This is a genomic window from Aeromonas sp. sif2433 (assembly GCF_019218705.1).
GTDB classification, from domain to species: Bacteria; Pseudomonadota; Gammaproteobacteria; order Enterobacterales; family Aeromonadaceae; genus Aeromonas; species Aeromonas encheleia.
Genome location: NZ_JAHUXD010000007.1, coordinates 264,521 through 282,981 on the forward strand (window position 1 = coordinate 264,521; position 18,461 = coordinate 282,981).

Below are 18,461 nucleotides of genomic sequence, written 5' to 3' on the forward strand. Positions count from 1 at the left end.
TGTCAGGCTTGGGTTGAGCGCTTGTCGAGGGTGCGGTGGCGGATCTGCACGTTCTTGCCGAGCAGGCGGAACGCGCTGGCCAGCCGCTCGGCGATGAACACGGATCTGTGCTGACCGCCGGTACAGCCGATGCCGACCGTCACATAGCTGCGATTGTTACGCTCAAGGTGCGGCAACCAGGTCCCCAGCATGTTCTCGATCTGCTGGATGAACAGCATCACGTCCGGCTGGCCGGACAGGTAGTTGGCCACGGGCTCATCCTGACCGGTGAAGGGCTTGAGCTCGGGGATCCAGTGCGGATTGGGCAGGAAGCGGGCATCGAACACGAAGTCGGCATCCTTGGGGATACCGTACTTGAAGCCGAACGACTCGAACACCAGCACCAGCTCGTTCTCTTTCTTGCCGAGCACCCGGGTCTTGATGAGCTCGCTGAGGTCATGGATGCTGAGACTTGTGGTGTCAATGCGCAGATCGGCGGTGGAGGAGAGCGGCGCCAGCAGGTGGGTCTCCTCACGGATCGCCTCATCCAGTGACAGCTTGTTGCGGGACAATGGGTGCAGCCGGCGGCTCTCGCCGTAGCGCTTGAGCAGGGTGTTGTTGTCGGCATCGAAGAAGAAGCTGGAAAACTCCACCCGCCCCTCGTTGCGTACCTGGGCCAGCAAGTTTTCCAGCCGGTCGGGCTGAGTGGGCAGGTTGCGCACGTCTATGCTGACCGCCAGCTTGTCATACTGGCTCTCGACCGAGACGATCAGCTGGGGCAGCAGATTGACCGGCAGGTTATCCACACAGTAATACCCCAGATCCTCCAGTACCCTCAGGGCCACCGTCTTACCGGAGCCCGAGCGACCGCTTACCACTATTAACTGCATCTTGTCCCCTCACGCCAACATGGCTGTATCATGCCCGGCATCAGGCCGAGGTCATGATCTGGTAGAGTTCTTCGTCGCTGGTCGCCTGGCGCAACTGGCGGCAGACGGCCTTGTCACCCAGCTTGGATGCCATCAGGGAAAGGGTCTTGAGGTGCTGCTTGCACTCGCTTTCCGGCACCAGCAAGGCAAAGAGCAGGTCCACCGGTTGGTTGTCGATAGAATCGAATGGGATGGGTTCGGAGAAGGTCATCAGCACGGCGGTCGGGACGAACGCATCGTCGATCCGGCCGTGAGGAATGGCAATACCGGCACCGATCCCGGTACTGCCCATTTTTTCCCGCGCCAGCAGGCTTTCAAACAGCACCTGACGGGAGGCGCCCAGGCGCTCTGCGGCCAGTTCACTGATGATCTCGAGGGCGCGTTTCTTGCTGGTACAAGGGACCGCACTCTTGGTGCAGTCCCGACTCAGTATGTGTTCAAGTTGCATAGTTATTTTTGATTTAACTTATCTTTGTGCTTGATGATCTGCCGATCCAGTTTATCCAGCAGGGTATCAATCGCAGCATACATGTCGGCATGCTCCGAATTGGCGAACACCTCTCCCCCGCTGACGTGCAGCTTGGCTTCGGCAATCTGGTTCAGTTTTTCGACGCTCAACACCACATGCACGTTGTTGATATGTTCAAAGTGACGCTCGAGTTTGGCAAATTTGCTATTCACATAATCACGCAGAGCTTCGGTAATCTCGACATGGTGTCCGGTCAGGTTAATTTGCATAACGTCTTCCTTTTGTTTGCCTAAACCAGGCGTTTGCGCTGATTGGATGGCGGGATCAACAAGGATTCACGGTACTTTGCGATCGTGCGTCTCGCCACCATAATACCCTGTTCGGCCAGCAAATCCGCGATCTTGCTATCACTAAGCGGTTTGGCAGGGTTCTCTGCCGTCACCAACTTTTTGATCAGGGCGCGAATTGCGGTCGATGAGCACTCTCCTCCTCCCTCCGTATTGACGTGACTGGAGAAAAAAAACTTCAGTTCAAAGATGCCACGGGGCGTGTGCATGTACTTCTGGGTCGTCACCCGTGAGATCGTCGACTCGTGCATCTCCACCGCCTCGGCGATGTCGTTGAGCACCATGGGCTTCATGGCCTCTTCACCGTACTCGAAGAAGCCCTGCTGCTGTTCGACGATGCAGCTGGCGACCTTGAGCAGGGTGTCGTTACGACTCTCCAGACTCTTGATGAACCACTTGGCTTCCTGCAGGTGGGAGCGGATGAACTGGGAGTCCTGACTGGTCTTGGCCTGTCTGGCCATGGCCGCGTAGGTCTCATTGACCCTGATGCGCGGCGCCGAATCCGGATTCAGTTCCACCACCCACTTGTAGCCCTTCTTGACCACGGACACATCCGGGATCACATATTGGGACTCGTTCTGGATGATGCCATTGCCCGGCCTTGGCTCCAGCTGCTGGATCAGATCCAGCACCTCCTTGAGGTCGCTCTCCTTGAGTTTGGTCTTGCGCGCCAGGGTCCGGTAATCGCGGTTGCCGAGCAAGTCCATGTGCTCGTTGATCACTTCCCTCGCCTCATTGAGCCAGGGCAGATCGGGCGAATACTGAGCGAGCTGGATCAGCAGACACTCCTGTACCGAACGGGCGGCAATACCGATCGGATCGAAATGCTGCACCCGCTTGAGCACGGCTTCGACTTCATCCAGTTCGACTTCTACCTCATCGCTGCTGACTGCAGCCTGAATATCCTCGAGAGAAACGGTCAAATAGCCGGATTCGTCGATGGCATCGATGATGGCGAGGGCAATGGCGGCGTCCAGATCGCTGAAGGGGGTCAATCGCATCTGCCACAGCAGATAGTCCTGCAGGCTCTCGGTGGTTTCCCCCTGATAGACGCTGTCCTCCCCATCGTGGATGGGGCCGGCGCTCTGGGCCGTTCCGGCCGAATAGACATCGTCCCAGGTGGTATCCACCGGCAGCTCATCTGGCATCTTGTCCTGAGCCATGGCATCGCTGGAATCGAGTTGACTGGCGTCGACCGCCTCTTCCGGGTTGGTCTCCTGCGTCTCGCTCTCCTCTTGCTCCAGCAAGGGGTTGTTGTCGAGCGCTTGCTGAATTTCCTGCTGGAGTTCCAGCGTGGAGAGCTGGAGCAGACGAATCGCTTGTTGTAATTGTGGCGTCATGGTCAGGGATTGACCGAGACGCAACTGTAATGTCGGCTTCATCTACGTCGGGATATCCTTATGTTCAGCGAGGCAGCCACCTAACAAAAATGAGGGATGCCCCCTTACTATAGACTGAATTGATCGCCCAAATAGACGCGCTTGACCTGCTCATCGGCGAGGATATCGGCCGGAGCGCCCTCGGCAATCATCTTGCCATGGCTGACGATATAGGCTTTTTCACACACATCCAGCGTCTCCCGGACGTTGTGATCGGTGATCAGCACACCGAGGCCCCGCTCTTTCAGGTGCTGGATGATCTTCTTGATGTCTATGACGGAAATAGGATCAACACCTGCAAAGGGCTCATCCAGCAGGATGAATCTCGGCTCTGCCGCCAGGGCGCGGGCGATCTCGACCCGGCGCCGCTCCCCCCCCGACAGGCTCTGCCCCAGGCTGTCGCGGATGTGGGTGATGTTGAACTCTTCCAGCAGCCGCTCGACCTTGTCTTCCCGCTCCTCGCGGCTCAAGCCCTTGCGAGTCTGCATGACCCCCATCAGGTTGTCGAACACCGACAGACGGCGGAAGATCGAGGCCTCCTGCGGCAGATAGCCGATGCCGTTGCGGGCCCGGATATGCATGGGCTGCAGGCTGATATCCTGATCGTCGATGGTGATGAGGCCGGCGTCCCGCTGTACCAGACCCACGATCATGTAGAAGGAGGTGGTCTTGCCGGCACCATTGGGGCCGAGCAGCCCCACGATCTGGCCGGTGCCCACTTCCAGGCTCACGTCGCTGACCACCATGCGGCGCTTGTAGCTCTTCTGCAGGCCGACTGCTTTTAACACTGCCATGGCTTCTGTTTCCTACTTCTTCTGATCGGCGGGCTTGTCGAAGTTTTCTACCTGCTCTGGCAGGAACACCGTCTTGACGCGCTGAGTGGGGCCCTTGCTCTCGGCGATCATCTTCTGCTTGACGATGTCATAGCGGATGAGGTCGCCGGTGACCTGACTGTCTTCCTGTTTGAGCTGGCCGTTGCCGGTGATGGTGACCAGCCGGTTCTTCAGCTCGTAGCGGATGCTGTTGCCGTGGGCGTTGACCGGCTTGCCGTTGTCCAGGATCTGGAAGAAGGTGGCCGGGTTGCCATAGGCGGTCATCACCTCGGCGCCTTTATCGCCGGAGCGGATCACCACCACCTTGTCGGCCTTAATCTTGATGGTGCCCTGAGTGATGATCACATCATCGCTGAAGGTGATGCGATTGTCCTGCATCTCGGCCACTTGCTTGACCGCGTCCACATAGACCTTCTCGGCAAAGTCAGACTCTTTGGCGTTCACCGCACCGCACAACAGCAGGGCGGCGAGGGCCAGATTAACGTTTTTCATTGAAATAAGTGGCATGGCCTTTATCCAGTAATTCGAAATATTTACGATCCAGGTGACCCCTCAGGCCAACCCCCTCGGTCTGGAATTCCTGACCCACTATGCGGATGTGCTGATTGCTTCTCACGTCCTGGGTCACCAGGTCCAGCTCCAGATAGGGGGTGTCCAGGGTGGAGATGAAGGAAGCTGGCAGCAGGCCGTCCAGATGCACCTTGTCGCGCAGGATCACGTTGTCGTCGGTGTTGAGCACCCCGGTTTCGGCCGTGACCTTCCACTCGGCCTCGCCCTGCTCATCGAACATGTAGACCACCGGTTTCTCGAAGGTCGCCTGCTCGAGGATCTGGAAATACTCGGCAAACTCCGACTCCAGCCGCTCGGTCCGCTTGCCCTGTTCGTTGAAGCGGGTCGTGATCAGATTCTTGGCGGTGAAGTCAGGTTGATAGTTCTCCACCTTGGTGACCGGCTCGGGGGCCAGCTCGATCTCGCCAAACTGCCAGGCCCCCAGCGCCACCAGGAACAGCAGGGCAAACAGCAGCGTCTGTCTGTTCATCGTGAGGCCTCGGGCCGGTAGTCGCCCAGCCCTTGCGCCTGCAGGATGAGGTCGCACACCTCGCGTACCGCGCCGACGCCCCCTCCCAGCCGGGTCACCAGATCCGCCTTTGCCAGCACCAGCGGATGGGCATCCGCCACCGCGATGCCGAGGCCGCAGGCCTGCATTACCGGCAGATCTATGGTGTCATCCCCCATGTAGGCCGCCTGCGACGCCTCGAGACCGAGCTTGGTCAACAATGCCTCGAAGTGGGGCAGTTTCTGATCCGCCCCCTGCACCAGGTGCTGCACCCCCAGGCCGCGCATCCGATCGCTGACGATGCGGGAGTTGCGCCCGGTGATGATGGCGATCTCCAGCCCGGCATTGAGCAGGGCACGCATGCCTGCCCCGTCGCGGGTGCAGAATGTCTTCAGTTCTTCGCCGTTATTGCCCATGTAGATGAAGCCATTGGAAAGCACCCCATCCACATCGCACACCAGCAGGCGGATCTGCGCCGCCTTGTCGTACTGGCCGCGCGTCACCGGACCATAGAGGGTCGGTACGTCTTGCATCAAATCACCCCGGCTTTCAGCAGGTCGTGCATGTTGAAGGCACCCAGTGGCCGCCGCTCTTCATCCACCACCAGCAATCCGTTAATCTTCCTGATTTCCATCAGTTTGACGGCCTCGGCCGCCATCATCTCAGGCCCTACGGTAACACAGTTGGCCGTCATTACCTTGGCGATCGGGGTGTGATGGATGTCCACCTGCAGATCCAGGATCCGGCGCAGGTCACCATCGGTGAACAGGCCTGCCAGCAGCCCCTGCGCGTCCACGACCGCCGTCATGCCCAGGCCTTTGCGGCTCACTTCCAACAGCGCCTGGCTGATGGTGGCATCTATCCCCACCTGGGGCAACAGCTCGCCGCGATGCATCAGATCGCCCACCCGCAGCAGCAGTCGCTTGCCGAGCGAACCGCCCGGGTGAGAGAGCGCGAAGTCATCGGCGGTGAAGCCACGGGCCTCCAGCAGGGCCACGGCCAGTGCATCCCCCATCACCAGGGTCGCAGTGGTGCTGGAGGTCGGTGCCAGGCCGAGCGGGCAGGCCTCCTTGTCGACCTTGATGCACAGATGCACATTGGCCTCCTTGGCCATGGTCGAGGCAGGGTTGCCGGTCATGCAGATGAGCGGGATGCCCCGGCGCTTGAGCACCGGCAGCAGGGCCAGGATCTCGTCGCTCTCGCCGGAGTTGGAGATGGCGATGATGAGGTCGCCGGCGGAGATCATCCCCAGATCCCCGTGGCTGGCTTCACCAGGGTGCAGGAAGAACGCCGGCGTGCCGGTGCTGGCCAGGGTCGCGGCGATCTTGTTGCCGACATGGCCAGACTTGCCCATGCCGGTGACCACTATCTTGCCGGCGCAGCGCAGCACCATCTCGCAGGCCCGATCGAAGGTCTCGTCGAGGTACTGGTAGAGGCCATCAATCGCTTGCTTTTCAATGTCCAGCACCGCGCGGGCACTGCGACGAAAATCGAACAGTTCAGACACTTTTTCAGGCTTTACAGACATAAAGACACAGCTCCGGGCCGAAATTTGCTGCGGGATTATAAAAAAGTCTGCCGAGATAAGCGAATCGGATGCGGGACCTCATCCTGCTGATGCAAGTTGTTACATAAAACTGTCGTGCATTTGGGGGGGAAGCACGCTCAATAGTTGTTCCTTGCTGTTGCTTAGACCTAGACTAGCCCATAAAATTCGCTCTTCTTTTATACCGGATGGACAATTGTTTGAACAATGACCTGATCACCATCTCCGATCTGACCTTCAGTCACGGGGATCGGTTGCTGTACGACAGGATCAACCTGACCATTCCCCGTGGCAAGGTCACCGCAGTCATGGGGCCAAGCGGGATCGGCAAGACCACCTTGCTGCGCCTGATCGGTGGCCAGCTGAAACCTGAATCGGGTCATATCCTGTTTGATGGAGAAGACATTCCCACCCTCTCCCGCTCCCGCCTGTATGAAGTCCGCAAACGGATGAGCATGCTGTTCCAGAGCGGTGCCCTGTTCACCGGCATGACCGTCTTCGACAACGTGGCCTTCCCGCTGCGGGAGCACTCCGGCCTGCCGGAGGAGCTGATCCACACCATCGTCATGATGAAGCTGCAGGCCGTCGGGCTGCGTGGCGCGGCCAGACTGATGCCGTCCGAGCTCTCCGGTGGCATGGCCAGGCGCGCCGCACTGGCCAGATCCATCGCGCTGGATCCGGATCTCATCATGTATGACGAGCCCTTCGTCGGTCAGGATCCCATCACCATGGCGGTGCTGGTGAAGCTCATCAAGGAACTCAACAGTGCCCTTGGTATTACCTCCGTCATCGTCACCCACGATGTGAAGGAGGTGCTGAGCATCGCCGATTACGCCTACATCATCGCCAACCGCAAGGTGGTGGCGCACGGCACCCCGGATCAGCTGCGCGAGGAGCACAATCCGGAAGTCGAACAATTCCTGCAAGGATTGCCAGACGGTCCTGTTCCGTTTCATTTTCCGGCAGGCGATCTGCTACAGGATCTGTGATGTTGATAAGCCAAGTAAGCAAGTTGGGTCGGGTTGGGGTGCGTTTCATCAACGCCATCGGCCGCGCCACCATCATGCTGTTTCACGCGCTGGCGGGCCGTCCCCAGCCACGCAAGCACTTCCCCCTGCTGATGCAGCAGCTCTATGTGGTGGGGGTACAATCAGTCGCCATCATCCTGGTGTCGGGTCTGTTCATCGGCATGGTGCTCTCCCTGCAGGGCTATAACGTGCTGAAGGATTTCGGTGCCGAGCAGAGCCTGGGGCCGCTGGTCTCCCTCTCCCTGCTGCGGGAGCTGGGACCGGTCGTCACCGCCCTGCTGTTTGCCGGCCGGGCGGGTTCCGCCCTGACCGCCGAAATCGGCCTGATGAAGGCCACCGAGCAGCTCTCCAGCCTGGAGATGATGGCGGTGGATCCGCTGCGCCGGGTGGTGGCCCCCCGTTTCTGGGCCGGGGTCATCAGCATGCCGCTGCTGGCCTTCATGTTCAGCCTGATCGGCATCTTCGGTGGCAAGCTGGTCGGCGTCGATTGGCTGGGGGTGGACGAGGGCAGCTTCTGGTCTGCCATGCAGGCCTCCGTCGATTGGCAGGATGACATCATGCAAGGGGCTATCAAGAGTCTGATCTTCGCCCTGGTGGTCACCTGGATTGCGCTCTTTAATGGCTATGATGCCAAGCCGACCTCGGCCGGGATCAGTCAGGCGACGACCCGGACCGTGGTCCACTCGTCCCTGGCCGTGCTCGGTCTGGATTTTATACTCACCGCAATCATGTTTGGATAAGGTAAAGATGAAGTTCAGCAAAGTAGAATTCCTGGTCGGCGCCTTCATGCTGGCCGGCATCGCGGCCATTCTGGTATTGGCATTGCAAGTTGCCGGTTTGAGCTTCAAACCGGAAGGAGAAACCTATACCCTGCGCGCCCATTTCGATAATATCGGCGGCCTGAAAGTCCGCTCACCGGTCAAGGTCGGTGGTGTGGTCGTCGGTCGGGTCAGTGACATCGCCCTGGATGCCAAGAGCCTGGTGCCAGTCGTCTCCTTGCAGATGCAGAAGAGCGCCGGCGAGTTTTCCGAGACCAGCACCCTCTCCATCCTGACCTCGGGTCTGCTCGGCGAGCAGTATGTCGGCCTGGCGCCCGGCTTCACCGACGAGGAGATGGGCACCAACATGCTAAAGGATGGTGACATGATCGAAGACACCAAATCGGCCATAGTACTGGAGGATCTGATTGGCAAGTTCCTCTACAGTCAGTCTGCCGACAACAAAGCTGCCAGCAAGTAAGGAGTAACCATGTTCAAGAAAATTGCCCTGCTGCTGGGCCTGATGACCAGCATGCTGTTTGCCGTGACTGCCCAGGCAGGAGCCAGCGCCGCGGATCCCTACGCCCTGGTGGATCAGGCTGCCCAGCAGACCTTCGCCCGCCTCAAGGCAGATCAGTCCCAGGTGAAGAGCAACCCGGACCACCTGCGGGTGATCATCCGCGAAGAGCTGTTGCCTTACGTGGACAACCGCTTCGCCGCCTACAAGGTGCTTGGCAACCAGATCAAGGAGACCACTCCCGCCCAGCGTGATGCCTTCGTCGAGGTGTTCACCGAGTACATGGTGAGCTCCTATGCCGATGCCCTTGCCCACTTCGACAAGCAGACCGTCCAGGTCCAGCCGGGCAAGACACCGACCGACAGCAACATCACCGCCGTCAACGTCAGCGTGAAAGAGACCGGCAAGCCGGACATCTTCCTCGAGTTCAAGCTGCGCAAGAACAACAAGACCGGCGAGTGGAAGGCCTTCGACATGGTCGCCGAAGGCATCAGCCTGCTCTCCGCCAAGCAGAGCGAGCTCGGTGGCCTCATTCGTCAGAATGGCATCGATGCGGTGATCGCCCAGTTGCGCGAACACAACGCCAAGCCGCTGGTCCTCAAGTCATGACCCTGACGGGTGAGCTGCAGGCACCACAGGTCAACGCCTTGTGGCAGCGCCGGGCGGAGTGGTGGCAAGATGATGCGCTCGAGCTGAGCGGCGTCACCACCCTGGACTCCGCCGGGCTGGCCCTGCTGGTCAAGTGGGCCAAGGCCACCCTGGCAAGAGGCGCCACACCACAGCTAGTGGGCGCCTCCCGTGATTTCCATACCTTGGCCAACCTGTACGGGGTGGCCAATTTGTTTCAATCAACCCCGCCCAACACTGAGGACGCATAATGCAAGTCTCTGAAATTGAAGCGATACTCCTTGAGGCCTTGCCATTGTCCGAAGTCCATGTCAAAGGCGACGGCAGTCACTATCAGGTGATAGCCGTCGGCGACATGTTTGACGGTATGAGCCGGGTCAAGAAACAGCAGGCCATCTACGCTCCGCTGATGGACAAGATCGCCAGCAACGCCATCCACGCACTCTCCATCAAGGCGTTTACCGATGCCGAATGGAAGCGCGAACGTAAATTCCTACTGCCCTCCTGATTTGGTATCTAAGTAAATGGACAAATTCAAGATCGATGGTCGTTGCACGCTCAACGGCGAAGTGACCATCTCCGGCGCCAAGAACGCCGCCCTGCCAATCCTGTTCGCCACCCTGCTGTGTGATGAGGAGATCCAACTCTCCAACGTGCCGCGCCTCAAGGACGTGGGCACCACCCTCAAGCTGCTGGAGATGCTGGGTGCCAGCACCAAGGTCAACGGCAATGTGACCGTGTTGACCGGTGCGGTGAACAACCATGTCGCCCCCTACGACCTGGTGAAGACCATGCGCGCCTCCATCCTGGCGCTGGGCCCGCTGGCGGCCCGCTTCGGTGCGGCCGACGTCTCCCTGCCCGGCGGTTGCGCCATCGGGGCCCGTCCGGTCAACCTGCACGTGCACGGCCTGGAGCTGATGGGTGCCAAGATCGCCATCGAGGATGGTTACATCAAGGCCCGGGTCGATGGTCGTCTCAAGGGTGCCCACATCCTGATGGACATGATCTCCGTCACCGGTACCGAGAACCTGATGATGGCCGCCACCCTGGCGGACGGCCGCACCGTGATCGAGAACGCCGCCCGTGAGCCGGAAGTGGTCGATCTGGCCAACTTCCTCAACACCCTCGGCGCCGACATCAAAGGCGCGGGCACCGATACCCTGACCATCGACGGGGTCGAGCGTCTGCACGGCGGCAGCTACAGCGTGCAACCTGACCGTATCGAAACCGGTACCTTCCTGGTGGGTGCAGCTGTCACCGGCGGCAAGATCACCTGCCGCAAGACAGATCCCTCCCTGCTGGAAGCGGTACTGGTCAAGCTGGAAGAGGCCGGCGCCCTGATCGAGAAGGGTGCTGACTGGATCAGCCTGGACATGACAGGTCGTACCCTCAAGCCGGTCACCATCAAGACGGCCCCCTACCCGGCCTTCCCGACCGACATGCAGGCCCAGTTCACCGTGCTGAACGCGGTCGCTAAAGGCACCGGCATGGTCACCGAGACCATCTTCGAGAACCGCTTCATGCACGTGCCTGAACTGGTGCGGATGGGCGCGGACATCGAGCTGCAGGGCAACGTCGCCATCTGCCGTGACACCGAGCAACTCAAGGGTGCCCAGGTGATGGCGACCGATCTGCGCGCCTCCGCCAGCCTGGTTCTCGCCGGCTTCGTGGCCGAGGGCACCACCATAGTCGAGCGTATCTATCACATCGACCGTGGCTATGAAGACATCGAGCACAAGCTGCAGGGTCTGGGTGGTCGCATCGAACGCATCAAGGGCTGATTTATCAGTCCACTAAAAAGGCCCCCTCGCCAACGCGAGGGGGCCTTTTTCATGCCGCCAGTGCAGGAAAGCGAGGGGGATCAGTGACCCGCCAGCTTCATCTGCTCGACCAGTACCGAGCCGGTCTTGAGGCTGGAGCGTTCGTCCTCGTCCGTCCCGACCGCCACCAGGGTGCGGAACATGTCCGCGAGGTTGCCGGCTATGGTGATCTCCTCCACCGGGTAGGCGATCTCGCCGTTCTCCACCCAGAAGCCGGCGGCGCCACGGGAGTAGTCGCCGTTGACTATATTGACCCCCTGCCCCATCAGCTCGGTCACCAGCAAGCCGGTGCCCATCTCCCTGAGCATGCCCTGGAAGTCCTGGCCGGTATTCGAGACCTGCCAGTTGTGGATGCCACCGGCATGGCCGGTGCTGGTCAGCCCCAGCTTGCGCGCCGAGTAGGAGGTGAGCAGCCAACTCATCAGGCGACCGTCACGGATGATATCCATGTCGCGGGTACGCACCCCCTCACCGTCGAACGGGCTGCTGGCCAGCCCCCCCCGCAGGTGGGGGAACTCCTGGATGCGGAGCCAGTCTGGCAGGATCTGCTCGCCCAGCTTGTCCAGCAGGAAGCTCGACTTGCGATAAAGGTTGCCGCCGCTGATGGCCATCACCAGATGGCCCCACAGGCCGGCGGCGGTGTCCGGGTGAAACAGCACCGGGGCGTGGCGGGTGGAGATCTTGCGGGCACCGAGACGGGATACGGTGCGCTCCACCGCCTCGTCGGCGATGCGCTGCGGGCTCCAGAGTCCGGCCAGATCCCGGCTGGAGGAGTAGCCATAGTCCCGCTGCATGTCGCCATCCTGCTCACCGATCAGCACACAGCTCAGCGAGTTGCGTGACGCCGCATAGCCTTTGACGAAGCCGTGGCTGTTGCCGTAGACCTTGACCCCCAGATGACTGGAGAAGCTGCCGCCGTCGGAATGCTTGATGCGGGCATCGCGACCCAGCGCCAGCCGTTCGCACTCGATGGCCAGCTCGATGCCACGCTGGGGATCCAGCTCGATGGGATGGCACAGCTGCAGATCGGGGGCATCCCAGGCCAGCAGCTCGGCATCCGCCAGGCCGGCACAGTCATCCCGCGAGGTGTGGCGGGCGATCTCCATGGCCGCCTCGACGGCGGCACGGATGGCAGACTTGCTCAGATCCGTGGTCGAAGACGACCCCTTGCAGCCATCGCGGTAGACGGCGATGCCGAGCGCCCCATCCTTGTTGAACTCGATGCTTTCCAGCTCACAGCCCCGGGTGTTCACCGACAGCCCGGTCTGCTTGCTGATGGAAACTTCGGCCAGCGAGGCGCCCAGTCCCTTGGCTATCTCCAGTGCCTCGGCGACGACGGCCTCGAGATGGGCTTGATCCTGGCGGATTTGGTCTTGCTGGTCCATAACTCACATCTGTATGAAGGAAGGAAAGGGGCTAAGCATATCAGACCCCTGCGCCCAGCGGGAGAAGCTGGTAACATATCCCCTAACGTGAATGACAGGAATCAGAGACCGATGAGTCAGTATCAAGACGACAACGAATTGGACGATTGGGGTCCCAGCAAGAGCCAGCTCAAGCGCGACGCCGAAGCACTGCAAAAGCTGGGGGCAGAGATCGTCTCCCTGAGCCACAGCGAGCTGGAAAAGATCCCGTTGGATGAAGAGCTGGCCGATGCCATCGAACTGGGCCGCAAACTCAAGCCCAAGAAGGACGAATCCTTCCGCCGCCACCTGCAGTTCATCGGCCGCCTGATGCGCAGCCGGGATATTGAGCCGATCGAACAGGCTCTCTCCATCTTCAAGAACCGCCACTCGACCGTGAATGCCCGTCTGCATCGTCTGGAGCAGTGGCGCGAGCGGCTGATCAACGAAGGGGACAGCGCCCTCAACGAGCTGATGGCCCAGTTCCACGAGCTGGATCGCCAGAAGCTGCGCCAGTTGATCCGCAGTGCCAACAAGGAGCGGGAGCTGAACAAGCCGCCGGTGGCCTTCCGCGAGATGTACCAGTATCTGCGTGGTGAGATCGAAGACCAGCTGTAAGTCATAACTAGGTCCGGGGCAGAATGTCGCCGGCCGAAAACGAAACGGGGCCAATCTGGCCCCGTTTTTTTATGCGATGTGTTCGCGCGTCAGTTGCCCGCCATGCACTGGGTATGAGTCCCCGGCTGCAGATAGGGCATCAGCAAGGGGGCCATCCCCTTAAGCACCTGTACCGGCAGCGCCGAGGTGAAGCGGAACTTGTCGGACTGGCTGCCCGGCACATAGGCGGTCAGGGTGCCGAAGTGATCGTCACCGATGTAGAAGACGAAGGTCGCGGTCCGGTTGCGGGCCAGCGAGCTGGTCACGTTGCCATAGCGGCCGACCGTCTCCAACCGGTTGTCCCCGGTCCCCGTCTTGCCCCCCATCGGCAAGATGGTGCCATCCGGCAGGGCGAAGGCCCCGGCGATGCGCCGCGCCGTACCCCCCTCCACCACCTTGGACAGAGCATTGCGCAAGGCATCCGTCACCTCGACCGGCAGCACCCGAGTTCCTTGGACGTTGGCCGGTTCGAACACGGTGGCGAAGGGCGTGTCCTTGGCAAACGAGAGATACTCGATGCGCTGGGTCGGGGCACGTATACCCCCGTTCTGGATGATCCCCATCAACTCGGCCAGTGCCGCCGGTCTGTCCCCCGAGCTGCCGAGTGCCGTCGCCAACGACGGCACCAGGTGATCGAACGGATAACCCAGCCGCGCCCAGCGCTGATGGATGTCGAGGAAGGCTTCGACCTCCAGCATGGTACGGATGCGGCTATCCCGGGCGCTGCGATGACGGGTCTTGAACAGCCAGCTGTACACTTCCTGACGCTCATCACGGCTGGCCGCGACCGCATCGGCGAAGGTCGCCTTGTCGAACTCCTTGAGGTAGGAGAGCAACCACAGCTCCAGCGGGTGCACCCGCGCAATATAGCCCTGATCCGGTAGCGAATACTTACCAGGTCCATAGCTGGTGTAGAGCTGCTCGATCCGCTTGTCACTCAGTTTGTCCCGCGGTAAGCGCTTCGCCAGGAAGGCGGCGAAGTCCAGCTGCGACGCCTCCGGCATCAGGTAGCGATGCACCGCAGCGAGCCGAACCGCACTGGGCTTGAGACCATCTAGGAAGGTATCGAGCCGCTCATCCGGGGTCTTGCCCTGATACTTGCGCCAGAAGCGCAGCAGATAGGTCTGACCCTCCTTGTCGGCAAACTTGGCGAGGTACTCGGTACGGCGCGGATCCTTGTCATCCTTGAGCAACTGGGCCCGGTTCCCCTCCTTGTAGAGGCTGTAGCGCACTATGTCCCGCATCAGCCGCACGAAGGGCAGGTTGATGGACTCGCGCAGCGCGTCGCGGATCGGCGGGATACGGCCATTGTCTTCCTTGCGGAAGTTGTTGAAGGTGTGCATGCCGCCACCAGTGAAGAAGCCCTCATAGGGGCTGGCGGAGTATTTGCGATCCAGCGCCGCCTCCAGCATCACCGGCAGGCTCTTGTCCTTGGCGACCATCAGGTAAGAGATGGCCCAGCGGCTGATGTTGTCCTGGTTGGACACCTCTATCTTTCGCAGGCTGTCGGCCGGCATGCCCGCATAGCTGTCGTGCAGCTCGGTGACTATCTCCAGGTAGGTAGTCAGCACCCGCAGCTTGGCGGTGGAGCCCAGCTCCAGCTTGCTGCCTTCGTTGATGTCGAACGGCTGATCCGTGTTGTCGGTCTGCACCCGCACCTTCACCCCTTCCGGGGTTTTCTCAAACAGGGTGAAGCTGTACTTCACGTCTCCCGTCTTCTCCGGCGAGAGCAGGCGCTCACCAAACAGGCCGACCTGAGCGGCAACGGCGGGGTCAGCCAGCTGCTGCAGGTAACGAGAAATGTCATTTTGCAGCGGCATGTTGAGCGTGGTGTCTGCCGTCAGATCCATACGATCCAGATCATACAGCTGGACCCCGAGCTGGCGGCTGAGGCGAGTACGCGCCACCTGCAAGCCTTTGTTGTTATTGACCCGGGTGATCGCCGGTGACTGCAGGAAGTCGCGGAAGCCGAGCTTGGCCTTGAGCGCCGATTCCATCAGCGGAGGCGCAATCATCCCCTCCTGGACGAACAGACGCAGATAGCTGTCGGTCAGGGTCGACAGCGCCTCCCGCCCCTGTGCCAAGTAATAGGAAGGACGACGGTGAGCGATCATCAGGGAGACGACCTGACGCAGGGCCAGGCCCTGCTCTGCCAGCGTGGCGTCCTGGTTGCGGGCGGGATCCAGCAGACGATTCACCTCATCCACATTGGCTCCGAACCAGACCCAGAGACCGTCACCCAGGCCATGCACCTCGCCATAGCCGGGGGCAGCAGAAAGCGGCACCGAGTTGAGGTAGGCCCAGGCGACCAGCTTGCGCGCCTCCAGTGTCTCTGGTCCCAGTCGATAGGCCCGCACGCTGGCCGAGGCCATCTGGCGGATCTTCTCGGTCGGAGACAGGGTCAGGCCATCGGGGGAGTGGCGATACTTCTCGACCTGGGTGGCCAGCGTGCTGCCACCGGCGGATTGATCCTGCATGTCCAGCGCCTTGCCCACCTGGGACAGCGCCGCCTTGGCGAAACGAGGCCAGTCTACCGCCGGGTTGGCCAACGGCTGTTCGTTGCTCAGCAGGTCCCGGTTCTCGATGAACAGCAGCGACTGTATGACCAGAGGAGGGATGGAGTTGAAATCCGGGTAGTAGTGGGTCGGATACTTGTACTGATAGAAAGGCTCGGCGCGGCAGTCATGCAGGGTCAGCCCGGCTTGTACCTTCTCGGTGTATGGCACGAAGAAGCCATGGCTAGCGTAGTTGTACAGTGCATCGGAAAAATGCACCTGCTCACTCACCTGATAGCCGCGCTGGATCAGCCGCTCCTGGATCATCGGCAGCATTACATAGCCGAGCCGCTTGTCGAAGGGACCGTCATCGGGGAAGCGGATCTGCTTGCTGAGGCCGGGCTCGAGCTGATAGGTCAGCTTGGCCGCATAGTTGGAAATTTCCTGCGACTGCAGACGAGAGGTCTTCATCTCATAGCCAAGCAAGGCGATCGCAGCAGCCAGGCAAAGCAAAAAGATAAAGCAGAACAACCACCGCCACCAGGGACGACGCTTGCGCTTGTGTTGCCCGTCCGCATGCGGTACGGATGAATCCTGAGATGCCACTTTGTTCAAATCCGTCTGTTTTGATGCGCCCATATCAGCCCCACCATGGTTGCGCAATTTATTGTGTTTCACTCAAGCTTAGTCGTTTCAAGTCAAGGGCTTGAAAACTATTGACCGCTTTGGTGCGATGTTAACAGGGCGATTATGAAAATGGGAGCCGATTGTTGCAGGGCGGAGAGTGATCCGAGCTGATGGACAGAAGTGAAACACCGGCCAGAGGCCGGTGTTTCAAAATCGCGAGGCGGCAATCTTACTTGCTGGAGCTCATGCCTTTCAGCTTGGTGCTCAGTTCCTTGCGTTCCTTGGAAAGCTCGGCGTTCTTGATGATGTGATCATCAACCCGCTCCTCGTAATCGGCGCGCATGTTGGCGATGATGGCCTGGACTTCATCGATACTCATACCCGGCTTGATGTAGTCGCTCAGATTGTCGAGCAACAGCACCCGCTTCTGGTTGTCACGGATCTTCTTCTCGTTGTCGACGATCTCGCGCTTGAGCTTGTTCTGGCGACGGGACATGCGCACATATTCCAATACGTCGCTGAAGGTAGACTTGTTTACTTGTTCCATATCGATACCACTGATTGAAGGTTAATGAAAACAGGTCGGATTACCCCGTACCAGAGAGGAGCTGAAGGCATGGTACAGGCAAACCCAGAGTGCCCTTTACTCTACCGAGTTATGATGCAGATACAACCCAAATCGCAAGCTGGCGTGGGTTCTGACAGCCGGGAAGGGGCAGCAATGTGACTAGGAATATGGATGCGATGGGTAACGCTGGAGGCGACAGGAATTTCAGGCAATAAAAAAGGCTATGTCCCAATTACGTGTTGCATGGGGCGCCCCAGCGCCTCATGCAAGCAATGTGGGGCATCCACTTCCTGCCCATAACGTTCCAGCATCCTACGCCAGCCCAGATAATTCCTCAGATAGTGGGTCGCTACCCCATGGAACCGCTCCATCCACTCCTTCAACCGCCGGTGGTAACCATTCACATGCTGGATGTGATACGCCCCCACCACTCGCTCTCCCGCACGGTTGTGCACCACTTGGTGGCTCATGCCCTGCGACTTGCTGAAACTAGCATACACCCCAGCACCATCGCTGCAGAGCACCGCATCCGGCGCGACTAGCAGCTGCAGCACCGTCCTGACGGTCCTGGCATCCAGCCGCTCCAGCTGGAAGTCGGCCAGATGGCCAGCTCTGTCCTGCACCACCATCACTGGGATGTAATCCGGCCCTGTGCCACGAGTGCGGCCTTTGCCACCACGGCGGCGGGCCGGACGGGGTAATCCACGTTGCCCCTTGAACGATTCCAGGAAGAAGGTTTCATCGACCTCGACGATACCCTCTTCCCGTGCCGCCTGATGGGTTGCCATGGCTTTCAGGAAACGGTGACGCCACAAGAAGGCGGTGTTTTTGCAGACCCCGCAGCGGAGGGCAGCTTGTCGGACGGTAAGCCCGTCGATGAGTGCCTGGGCGTAGTCCTCCCAGCATTGGGCCTTGCGCAGTCTGGCCATGGGCGTCTTGGTCAGGACTGAACTGGTGCGCAGGCACAGCTTGCAGCGATAACGGCGCAGACCTCGGCTCCAACCCTAGGGGGCCAATTGCGCGGCCTCGGCCTGACAGTGGGGGCAACATCGGCAAGCAGGGAGTTGAGCGGCAAGCGAGGTGATGGGATGGGGGATTGTGAGTTCCTGCTCTGCGAGACGGCGCTGGCGCAAGGTGAGCTGTGGGAAGAGAGACAGTAGATGCTGAAAGGCTTGGGTGTCCATGATGACGGCCCTCAGGGTGATGACCTACTTCAAGGTTAGCCTTTCAACACGTAATTGGGACAGCGCCAATAAAAAAGCCCGCTCGATTGAGCGGGCTTCTTCAAATTGGGTGCCTGGCAGTGTCCTACTCTCGCATGGCGAATGCCACACTACCATCGGCGCTACCGCGTTTCACTTCTGAGTTCGGCATGGGATCAGGTGGTTCCACGGCGCTATGGCCGCCAGGCAAAAACTTCAA

General features: G+C 60.1%; 20 protein-coding genes, 1 rRNA gene and 1 pseudogene. 8 read left to right on the top strand and 14 right to left on the bottom strand.

What is annotated here, in order from left to right; genetic code table 11:
- Positions 1–2: 2 nt before the first annotated feature.
- The 9 genes from rapZ to KW825_RS13255 form a co-directional block, all read right to left on the bottom strand.
- A complete protein-coding gene (gene rapZ / locus KW825_RS13215; RefSeq protein WP_042653290.1) occupies positions 3–869 on the bottom strand; it encodes an RNase adapter RapZ in 867 nt (288 codons plus the stop codon).
- A 40-nt stretch (positions 870–909) separates the two neighbouring features.
- Positions 910–1,356 carry a PTS IIA-like nitrogen regulatory protein PtsN gene (ptsN, locus tag KW825_RS13220; protein ID WP_042653291.1) on the bottom strand — a complete coding sequence of 149 codons (447 nt, stop codon included), beginning with the start codon at positions 1,354–1,356 and terminating at the stop codon, positions 910–912.
- A 2-nt stretch (positions 1,357–1,358) separates the two neighbouring features.
- Entirely contained in the window at positions 1,359–1,646 is a 288-nt protein-coding gene (gene hpf, locus KW825_RS13225) for a ribosome hibernation promoting factor (RefSeq protein ID WP_042653292.1), read from the bottom strand.
- 20 nt (positions 1,647–1,666) lie between these two features.
- The gene (locus tag KW825_RS13230; protein ID WP_218291498.1) at positions 1,667–3,106 is read right to left on the bottom strand and encodes an RNA polymerase factor sigma-54; all 1,440 of its coding nucleotides are present in this window, start codon (positions 3,104–3,106) and stop codon (positions 1,667–1,669) included.
- A 65-nt stretch (positions 3,107–3,171) separates the two neighbouring features.
- On the bottom strand, positions 3,172–3,897 hold the full coding sequence (gene lptB, locus KW825_RS13235) for an LPS export ABC transporter ATP-binding protein (protein WP_218291497.1): 726 nt from the start codon (positions 3,895–3,897) through the stop codon (positions 3,172–3,174).
- 12 nt (positions 3,898–3,909) lie between these two features.
- Positions 3,910–4,428 carry a lipopolysaccharide transport periplasmic protein LptA gene (lptA, locus tag KW825_RS13240; RefSeq protein WP_218329474.1) on the bottom strand — a complete coding sequence of 173 codons (519 nt, stop codon included), beginning with the start codon at positions 4,426–4,428 and terminating at the stop codon, positions 3,910–3,912.
- On the bottom strand, positions 4,415–4,975 hold the full coding sequence (lptC, locus tag KW825_RS13245) for an LPS export ABC transporter periplasmic protein LptC (protein WP_042653296.1): 561 nt from the start codon (positions 4,973–4,975) through the stop codon (positions 4,415–4,417). Before lptC ends, lptA begins: the two co-directional genes overlap by 14 nt.
- Positions 4,972–5,526, bottom strand: a complete 555-nt coding sequence (gene kdsC, locus KW825_RS13250; protein ID WP_218329475.1) for a 3-deoxy-manno-octulosonate-8-phosphatase KdsC — start codon at positions 5,524–5,526, stop codon at positions 4,972–4,974. The genes lptC and kdsC overlap by 4 nt, the downstream gene beginning before the upstream one ends.
- Positions 5,526–6,521 (bottom strand): KpsF/GutQ family sugar-phosphate isomerase, encoded by a 996-nt coding sequence (locus KW825_RS13255; protein WP_218329476.1) that lies wholly within the window; start codon positions 6,519–6,521, stop codon positions 5,526–5,528. The genes kdsC and KW825_RS13255 overlap by 1 nt, the downstream gene beginning before the upstream one ends.
- Before the next feature lie 206 nt (positions 6,522–6,727).
- On the opposite strand from KW825_RS13255, the gene mlaF reads away from it, so the two are divergent.
- From mlaF to murA, 7 genes are read left to right on the top strand one after another with little or no spacing between them, the layout of a single operon-like run.
- Positions 6,728–7,528, top strand: coding sequence for a phospholipid ABC transporter ATP-binding protein MlaF (gene mlaF, locus KW825_RS13260; protein ID WP_218291495.1), 801 nt, complete (start codon positions 6,728–6,730; stop codon positions 7,526–7,528).
- On the top strand, positions 7,528–8,307 hold the full coding sequence (mlaE, locus tag KW825_RS13265; protein ID WP_042653300.1) for a lipid asymmetry maintenance ABC transporter permease subunit MlaE: 780 nt from the start codon (positions 7,528–7,530) through the stop codon (positions 8,305–8,307). The genes mlaF and mlaE overlap by 1 nt, the downstream gene beginning before the upstream one ends.
- A 7-nt stretch (positions 8,308–8,314) precedes the next feature.
- Positions 8,315–8,806, top strand: coding sequence for an outer membrane lipid asymmetry maintenance protein MlaD (gene mlaD / locus KW825_RS13270; protein ID WP_042653301.1), 492 nt, complete (start codon positions 8,315–8,317; stop codon positions 8,804–8,806).
- A 9-nt stretch (positions 8,807–8,815) separates the two neighbouring features.
- Entirely contained in the window at positions 8,816–9,451 is a 636-nt protein-coding gene (gene mlaC, locus KW825_RS13275; protein ID WP_042653302.1) for a phospholipid-binding protein MlaC, read from the top strand.
- A complete protein-coding gene (locus tag KW825_RS13280) occupies positions 9,448–9,720 on the top strand; it encodes a lipid asymmetry maintenance protein MlaB (protein ID WP_218291494.1) in 273 nt (90 codons plus the stop codon). The genes mlaC and KW825_RS13280 overlap by 4 nt, the downstream gene beginning before the upstream one ends.
- The gene (ibaG, locus tag KW825_RS13285; RefSeq protein WP_005306001.1) at positions 9,720–9,977 is read left to right on the top strand and encodes a BolA family iron metabolism protein IbaG; all 258 of its coding nucleotides are present in this window, start codon (positions 9,720–9,722) and stop codon (positions 9,975–9,977) included. The genes KW825_RS13280 and ibaG overlap by 1 nt, the downstream gene beginning before the upstream one ends.
- 16 nt (positions 9,978–9,993) lie before the next feature.
- Entirely contained in the window at positions 9,994–11,250 is a 1,257-nt protein-coding gene (murA, locus tag KW825_RS13290; RefSeq protein ID WP_042653304.1) for a UDP-N-acetylglucosamine 1-carboxyvinyltransferase, read from the top strand.
- An 80-nt stretch (positions 11,251–11,330) separates the two neighbouring features.
- Here murA and pmbA read toward each other — a convergent pair whose 3' ends face one another.
- Positions 11,331–12,674, bottom strand: a complete 1,344-nt coding sequence (pmbA, locus tag KW825_RS13295) for a metalloprotease PmbA (protein WP_218329477.1) — start codon at positions 12,672–12,674, stop codon at positions 11,331–11,333.
- A 111-nt stretch (positions 12,675–12,785) separates the two neighbouring features.
- Between pmbA and yjgA the strand changes: the two genes are divergently transcribed.
- Positions 12,786–13,310 (top strand): ribosome biogenesis factor YjgA, encoded by a 525-nt coding sequence (gene yjgA, locus KW825_RS13300; RefSeq protein ID WP_042653306.1) that lies wholly within the window; start codon positions 12,786–12,788, stop codon positions 13,308–13,310.
- Positions 13,311–13,399: 89 nt separating this feature from the next.
- Here the strand turns inward: yjgA and KW825_RS13305 are convergent, their stop codons facing one another.
- From KW825_RS13305 to rrf, 4 genes and pseudogenes are all read right to left on the bottom strand, one after another.
- Positions 13,400–16,483 (bottom strand): transglycosylase domain-containing protein, encoded by a 3,084-nt coding sequence (locus tag KW825_RS13305; protein ID WP_218329478.1) that lies wholly within the window; start codon positions 16,481–16,483, stop codon positions 13,400–13,402.
- Between the two features lie 217 nt (positions 16,484–16,700).
- On the bottom strand, positions 16,701–17,018 hold the full coding sequence (gene tmaR / locus KW825_RS13310) for a PTS system regulator TmaR (protein WP_033132275.1): 318 nt from the start codon (positions 17,016–17,018) through the stop codon (positions 16,701–16,703).
- A 242-nt stretch (positions 17,019–17,260) separates the two neighbouring features.
- A pseudogene (locus KW825_RS13315) lies at positions 17,261–18,223 on the bottom strand (IS1595 family transposase).
- A 111-nt stretch (positions 18,224–18,334) separates the two neighbouring features.
- A 5S ribosomal RNA gene (gene rrf, locus KW825_RS13320) occupies positions 18,335–18,449 on the bottom strand.
- Positions 18,450–18,461: the final 12 nt, after the last annotated feature.

What these genes read in the sequence shown, in the direction of transcription:
- rapZ (WP_042653290.1), bottom strand. Translation starts at nt 869, where the DNA reads ATGCAGTTAATAGTGGTAAGCGGTCGCTCGGGCTCCGGTAAGACGGTG.
- ptsN (WP_042653291.1), bottom strand. Translation starts at nt 1,356, where the DNA reads ATGCAACTTGAACACATACTGAGTCGGGACTGCACCAAGAGTGCGGTC.
- hpf (WP_042653292.1), bottom strand. Translation starts at nt 1,646, where the DNA reads ATGCAAATTAACCTGACCGGACACCATGTCGAGATTACCGAAGCTCTG.
- KW825_RS13230 (WP_218291498.1), bottom strand. Translation starts at nt 3,106, where the DNA reads ATGAAGCCGACATTACAGTTGCGTCTCGGTCAATCCCTGACCATGACG.
- lptB (WP_218291497.1), bottom strand. Translation starts at nt 3,897, where the DNA reads ATGGCAGTGTTAAAAGCAGTCGGCCTGCAGAAGAGCTACAAGCGCCGC.
- lptA (WP_218329474.1), bottom strand. Translation starts at nt 4,428, where the DNA reads ATGAAAAACGTTAATCTGGCCCTCGCCGCCCTGCTGTTGTGCGGTGCG.
- lptC (WP_042653296.1), bottom strand. Translation starts at nt 4,975, where the DNA reads ATGAACAGACAGACGCTGCTGTTTGCCCTGCTGTTCCTGGTGGCGCTG.
- kdsC (WP_218329475.1), bottom strand. Translation starts at nt 5,526, where the DNA reads ATGCAAGACGTACCGACCCTCTATGGTCCGGTGACGCGCGGCCAGTAC.
- KW825_RS13255 (WP_218329476.1), bottom strand. Translation starts at nt 6,521, where the DNA reads ATGTCTGTAAAGCCTGAAAAAGTGTCTGAACTGTTCGATTTTCGTCGC.
- mlaF (WP_218291495.1), top strand. Translation starts at nt 6,728, where the DNA reads ATGGACAATTGTTTGAACAATGACCTGATCACCATCTCCGATCTGACC.
- mlaE (WP_042653300.1), top strand. Translation starts at nt 7,528, where the DNA reads ATGTTGATAAGCCAAGTAAGCAAGTTGGGTCGGGTTGGGGTGCGTTTC.
- mlaD (WP_042653301.1), top strand. Translation starts at nt 8,315, where the DNA reads ATGAAGTTCAGCAAAGTAGAATTCCTGGTCGGCGCCTTCATGCTGGCC.
- mlaC (WP_042653302.1), top strand. Translation starts at nt 8,816, where the DNA reads ATGTTCAAGAAAATTGCCCTGCTGCTGGGCCTGATGACCAGCATGCTG.
- KW825_RS13280 (WP_218291494.1), top strand. Translation starts at nt 9,448, where the DNA reads ATGACCCTGACGGGTGAGCTGCAGGCACCACAGGTCAACGCCTTGTGG.
- ibaG (WP_005306001.1), top strand. Translation starts at nt 9,720, where the DNA reads ATGCAAGTCTCTGAAATTGAAGCGATACTCCTTGAGGCCTTGCCATTG.
- murA (WP_042653304.1), top strand. Translation starts at nt 9,994, where the DNA reads ATGGACAAATTCAAGATCGATGGTCGTTGCACGCTCAACGGCGAAGTG.
- pmbA (WP_218329477.1), bottom strand. Translation starts at nt 12,674, where the DNA reads ATGGACCAGCAAGACCAAATCCGCCAGGATCAAGCCCATCTCGAGGCC.
- yjgA (WP_042653306.1), top strand. Translation starts at nt 12,786, where the DNA reads ATGAGTCAGTATCAAGACGACAACGAATTGGACGATTGGGGTCCCAGC.
- KW825_RS13305 (WP_218329478.1), bottom strand. Translation starts at nt 16,483, where the DNA reads ATGGGCGCATCAAAACAGACGGATTTGAACAAAGTGGCATCTCAGGAT.
- tmaR (WP_033132275.1), bottom strand. Translation starts at nt 17,018, where the DNA reads ATGGAACAAGTAAACAAGTCTACCTTCAGCGACGTATTGGAATATGTG.